1 protein-coding gene is annotated in these 939 nt (G+C 51.4%); it reads left to right on the top strand.

Features of this window, described 5'->3' with window-relative positions; translation table 11 throughout:
- Positions 1-912, top strand: a 912-nt coding sequence (locus OKC40_RS22640; RefSeq protein WP_270797045.1) for an IS4 family transposase, incomplete at its 5' end; no start/stop codon positions are given.
- Between the last annotated feature and the right edge of the window lie 27 nt (positions 913-939).

The raw sequence follows: 939 nt of genomic DNA, 5'->3' as shown, positions 1-939 counted from the left end.
CTCTTTGACGATTGGGTGCCCTATGTGGTCGGTGAACGTACCGAGATCGTAGTCTCCATGGACTGGACCGAATTCGACGCCGATGATCACAGCACCTTGGTTATCAGCCTGCAAACCAACCATGGACGCAGTACCCCGCTGCTGTGGAAAACCCATCGAAAATCGTTGCTCAAAGGGCAACGTAATGCCCATGAGAAAGAGCTGCTCACCAAACTCAAGCAGACGCTACCAGAGGGTATCTTCGTGACAGTAGTCGCTGACCGAGGCTTTGGTTACATGGAGCTGTTCGAGCGCCTGGAACAAGAGCTAGGCTTTGCTTATGTCATTAGATTTAAAGGAAATATTTTGGTTGGTTACCCTGGTGGAGAGCAGGTTCCAGCTCGTGACTGGCTAACGCCGACCGGACGCACCCGAACCCTCAAACAGGTGGAGCTCACCGGACAGAGACAGCCTGTCGAACGGGTCTATTGTTGTCGCAAAAGTGGCATGAAGGACGCTTGGTTTCTGGCCAGTAACCGGACCGACCTGAGCGCCGCCAAGGCGTTGCAACTGTACGGCCAGCGCTGGGGTATCGAGACCAGTTTTCGTGATATCAAAGATTACAAATTTGGCATGGGTATGGGAGAAGTGCACATCAGTAATCCGGTCCGGCGCGACCGACTGTTTTTGTTCAGCGCCCTCGCCATTGTCCTGCTAACGCTGCTGGGTAAGGCTGGCGATAGCGTTGGCCTGGAGAGAACGATCAAGGTCAATACCAGCAAGAGCCGAACCTATTCGTTCTTTCGGCAAGGGGTCATCTATTACCAGTTGCTGCCAAAAATGAAAGAGGCCAATGCAGTCCTATTGCTGGATAAATTTATCTACTACCTGAAGCAACACCGTTTATATAGCCGCACACTTGGAATTATTTGAGTCTCTAAAAATGAGGGGATCTCTAAG

Source organism: Aeromonas sp. QDB11 (genome assembly GCF_027705265.1).
GTDB classification, from domain to species: Bacteria; Pseudomonadota; Gammaproteobacteria; order Enterobacterales; family Aeromonadaceae; genus Aeromonas; species Aeromonas allosaccharophila.
Note: the sequence above shows the minus strand (reverse complement) of the source record. Positions and strands in the feature narration are given on the sequence as shown.